The 4,716-nt window shown below is 55.1% G+C and carries 4 protein-coding genes; 1 reads left to right on the forward strand and 3 read right to left on the reverse strand.

Going from position 1 to position 4,716, the window contains the following annotated elements:
- The 3 genes from hypF to FDW87_RS19755 all read right to left on the reverse strand — a co-directional run.
- Positions 1-1,557: carbamoyltransferase HypF (gene hypF / locus FDW87_RS19745; protein ID WP_252363266.1), on the reverse strand; the 1,557-nt coding region annotated here is incomplete at its 3' end.
- A 94-nt stretch (positions 1,558-1,651) separates the two neighbouring features.
- Positions 1,652-2,197 carry an electron transport protein HydN gene (hydN, locus tag FDW87_RS19750; RefSeq protein WP_137380088.1) on the reverse strand — a complete coding sequence of 182 codons (546 nt, stop codon included), beginning with the start codon at positions 2,195-2,197 and terminating at the stop codon, positions 1,652-1,654.
- 145 nt (positions 2,198-2,342) lie between these two features.
- The gene (locus FDW87_RS19755; RefSeq protein ID WP_019077540.1) at positions 2,343-3,356 is read right to left on the reverse strand and encodes a LacI family DNA-binding transcriptional regulator; all 1,014 of its coding nucleotides are present in this window, start codon (positions 3,354-3,356) and stop codon (positions 2,343-2,345) included.
- Positions 3,357-3,620: 264 nt separating this feature from the next.
- Here FDW87_RS19755 and ascF point away from each other — a divergent pair.
- On the forward strand, positions 3,621-4,716 hold a 1,096-nt coding region (gene ascF / locus FDW87_RS19760), incomplete at its 3' end, for a PTS cellobiose/arbutin/salicin transporter subunit IIBC (RefSeq protein WP_137380095.1).

A 4,716-nucleotide genomic window follows, 5' to 3' on the forward strand; every position in this document is an offset into this window, starting at 1 on the left:
CCGCAAACACTCCCCCCCCCACAGCGCGCCGTTTTCCCCCATGCCGATACCGTCTAACGTCAGAGCAATCACGTCGCCACCATCGAGCGACCAGCCGTGCTCGGCCAGGCACGCAGCGGCATGCGCATGGTGATGCAGCACCGTTTCGGTTGGCAGATTCATTTCGCTGGCCCACTGGCTGGAAACATAACCAGGGTGTGCATCATGCACGATACGCTGCGGCGTAAAGTCATAAATGTTCTGGATAAGGCGCAGCGCATCACGCCACTGCTGCTGAATGCCGTCATCGCTGAGATCGCCCAAATGCTGGCTGATAACCGCCTGTTCACCACGCACCAGGCAGAAGGTATTTTTCAGATCTGCGCCCAGGCAAAGCATCGGTGGCACGTTGTGAAATCCTGGCGGCAGCGCCACCGCATCCGGCACGTAACCCCGTGAACGACGCAGCATCTCCCCACTGTCGCGCACCACAGAGTCATCCATTCGCTGCACAATTTCGCGGTTATGCAGCAGGAAACCATCGGCAATTTCGTGTAAATCTTCCAGCGCCTGCGCGTTGGTAATAGCGGGCGGTCTGCCGCTGAGATTGCCGGAGGTCATTACCAACGGACAATTCATCTCTTGTAAGAGCAGATGCTGCAACGGATTCGCTGGCAGCATGACGCCCACTTCCGTTAACCCTGGCGCAATGCCCTCGCTCAATGCTGCGACATAGCGTTTCTGCACCAACACGATCGGCGCGGCTGGGGTTGTCAGCAAACGACGAGCGGGTTCAGGCAGTCCGTCATCACCGGGCAGCATCACTGCCAGAGGTTTTGCCGGACGGTGTTTGCGCAGCCTGAGCAGCGCTACGGCGTCATCATTTCGTGCATCGCACACCAGATGAAACCCACCAATCCCTTTAACAGCCACAATACCGCCCGCTTTCAGACGCGATACTGCCGCCTGCAACGCCTCTTCTTTCTCCGCCCGCTCACCCGCGCTAAACCATTCGAGGTGGGGACCGCATGCCGGACAGGCAACGGGCTGGGCATGGAAGCGACGGTCGTACGGATCACGATACTCTTTATCGCATTGCGCACAGAGTGGGAATGACGCCATCACGGTAAACGGGCGATCGTAGGGCATGGCGCGGATAATCGTAAAGCGCGGGCCACAGTGGGTGCAGTTGATAAAGGGATAACGATAGCGGCGTTCACCGGGGGTGTTCATTTCAACCAGACATTCGGGACAGGTCGCGGCATCCGGAACGATTTGCGTATTCATCGTGCCGCCAGCACTTTGCCGAATCGAGAAATCGGCAGGCGGCTGCGTCCAGGCGAACGGTTCGCTCTCAACGCTGTCAATGCGCGCCAGCGGCGGGCAGTGTTGATGCAACTGCGCAATAAACTCTGCCGGATCTTCCTGTATACGCACAACCACACCGTCACCGTCGTTACACACATCGCCATGTAGCTGTAACCGCTGCGCCAGTTGCCAGACGTAGGGGCGAAATCCGACGCCCTGTACCTTACCGCGAATACGCAGCTGTACGCCGGAGTGGTTGTTTATTGTCATGATGAATTCCCGCGGTATTGTATCCCTGAAATGTCCGTTTGCCGGATGGCGGCTTCGCCTTATCCGGCACGTATTTTACGCGGATTTTCAGATATCAGAACAGCAAAGTTGCCGTGGAATCCAGCGCCGCGCGACGGCGTTTTTCAGCGCTCAGTTGCTCAAGCTTATTGCGATCCACATAAATCAGCGCGTGAGTCGGGCAGACTTCCATACAGGCAGGACCGGCCTCACGATGGTGGCACAGGTCGCACTTATTGGCTTCGGCTTTTTCTGCCCGGACGTTCAGACCTGCCCCGCTGTTACGAACAACCGGACGCACGACCACTTCCATTGCGCCATAAGGGCAAGCCACAACGCAGGTTTTACACCCAATGCAGCGCTCCTGCATCACGTGGACAAAGCCTTTATCACGGCTGATTGCACCGTTCGGGCAGACGTTAGCGCACGGCGCGTCTTCACACTGGCGGCACAGCGTCGCCGTGGAGACATTAACGCCTTTGATGACATGAATGCGGGGTAAAAAGGTTTCAGGGGTCAGCGATGCGCAGTCCTGGTTATCCTGATGGGATACCACGCAGGCCACTTCACAGGTACGGCAACCAATGCATTTATTGGCGTCTGCAATGATGAAACGGTTCATCAATTTCTCCAGCAATGACAGATTATCTGCCGAAGCATTCATAAATCGTGCCAGAATTTAATTGACTGTTATTAAAGGTTTTTTATTTTGATGACTGCAGAGAAGCCGTGTCATCGTCACTAGTGACGATGACAAATGACAGCCGTCAGCGCAAAACGAGCGGCGCAACAGAGTCGCGTTGAATGAGTTCACCGGTGAAGGTTTTTGGCGGCGTAAACGCCCCGTCATCCAGCATAAAGATCAGGCGGCCTATCGTTTCCTGGATCATTTCCGTTACCGGGATTTTGACGCTGGAAAGCGCCGGAATAGTGTATGGCGCGATGGCGATATCGTCGAAGCCAATCACCGACACCTGAGCAGGGACGCTCACGCCATGCGCGTGCAACTGCTTTATCGCACCGATCGCCATATCATCATTGCTGGCCACCAGCGCGGTAAAATTGACCTTATGCGAAAGCAAAGTATCGACTCCCGCTGCGCCGCAGGCTGGCGTCCATTTCCCTTTAACAATCAAATCATTATTAAGCGGAATACCATGATGTGCCAGCGCGTCTTTATAGCCTGAAAGTCGCTCCACGCCGGTAGGCGAATCCATCGAGCCGGTAATAAAACCAATCTCTTTGTGCCCGGCGGCAATGAGCTGAGTAACGGCGTTAAAACTGGTTTGCTTTTGATCGCACCACACGCAGTGGCTGGTATTTTTTCGCAGCCGCCGATTAAGCACCATAATCGGCTGGGCGTGGGCGTCGATGATATCGTCTATCTCATCCACGCTAAGAAAACGCGGATAGATCATAATCGCGTCACAGCGCAGGTCGAGCAGGTACTGGATCGCCTGACGCTCTTCCTCTGCGCTGTGCTTACCGTCAGCCAGCAACAACTGGCGTCCCTTATCTTCCGCCATCCGCGCGGTATGAAACAGCAGTTCGCTGAAATAGACGCCGTGATAAAGGGTGTTAGTTACCACCAGACCCAGCGTCTGCGTAGTTTTCGCTGCCAGACTGCGTGCCAGCAAGTTAGGGCGGTAACCACTCTCTTCAATGGCCTGAAACACGCGGTCTTTGGTTTCCTGGCTGACATAACCATTCCCGGAAAGCACCCGGGAAACCGTCGCTTTTGACACCCCGGCACGCTTCGCTACCTCCAGCATCGTGGTCATATTACTCATCCCTTTTCTCTCAATGTGACGCAGTGTACTGCACCGTTTCGCCGCTGTCCTTGCTGCTAAATTGCAAACGCTGACATATGGTGATCGGAGTCACAATTATAAAAAACGATCAAAATTAAACCTTGCCTATTACTTGTAATTTAAACATGATTTTGTGGAACCGGTTTCCTATCTGCGTTTCATCAACCCAGAAAAGCGACCAACGTAAACGGATAAAACATAACGTACTCTACTGATAAAACAGGATTAAATCCGATGTCCAAAAATTATGCAGCGCTGGCGCGCTCGGTTGTGACGGCTCTGGGAGGCGTGGACAACATCACAGCAGTGACCCACTGTATGACCCGTTTGCGTTTCGTTATCAAAGATGACTCGCAGGTCGACAGCACGACGCTGAAGACGCTCCCTGGCGTGCTCGGCGTGGTGCGCAGCGATAACCAGTGCCAGGTGATCATCGGCAACACCGTTTCGCAGGCGTATCGCGAGGTAGTCAGCCTGTTACCTGCCAATATGCAACCTGCAGAGCCGCAAACCAAACCTCGGCTGACGCTGAAGCGGATTGGCGCTGGGATCCTCGACGCGCTGATCGGCACAATGTCCCCGTTGATCCCGGCTATTATCGGCGGATCAATGCTCAAGCTGCTGGCAATGATCCTCGAAATGACCGGCGTGCTGGTGAAAGGATCGTCCACGCTCACTATTCTGACCGTAATCGGCGACGGTGCCTTCTTCTTCCTGCCACTGATGGTCGCCGCCTCAGCAGCCATAAAATTCAAAACCAACATGTCGCTGGCAATCGCCATCGCTGGCGTACTGGTGCATCCCAGCTTCATCGAACTGATGGCGAAGGCCGCGCAGGGTGAGCACGTTGAGTTTGCCCTGATCCCGGTGACGGCGGTGAAATACACCTACACGGTGATCCCGGCGCTGGTCATGACCTGGTGTCTGTCCTACATCGAACGCTGGGTCGATCGCATCACTCCGGCGGTAACCAAAAACTTCCTTAAACCGATGCTAATCGTGCTGATCGCCGCCCCACTCGCCATCGTCATCATTGGCCCGATCGGTATCTGGATCGGTAGTGCAATTTCAGCACTGGTTTATACCATTCACGGCTATCTCGGCTGGCTGTCGGTGGCCATTATGGGCGCATTGTGGCCGCTGCTGGTGATGACCGGTATGCACCGCGTCTTCACGCCAACCATTATTCAGACCATTGCCGAAACCGGAAAAGAAGGCATGGTGATGCCGTCGGAAATCGGCGCCAATTTGTCGCTGGGCGGTTCATCGCTGGCAGTGGCATGGAAAACCAAAAACCCGGAACTGCGTCAGACGGCGTTAGCGGCAGCCG

The organism is Citrobacter sp. wls826, assembly GCF_005281245.1.
GTDB classification, from domain to species: Bacteria; Pseudomonadota; Gammaproteobacteria; order Enterobacterales; family Enterobacteriaceae; genus Citrobacter; species Citrobacter braakii.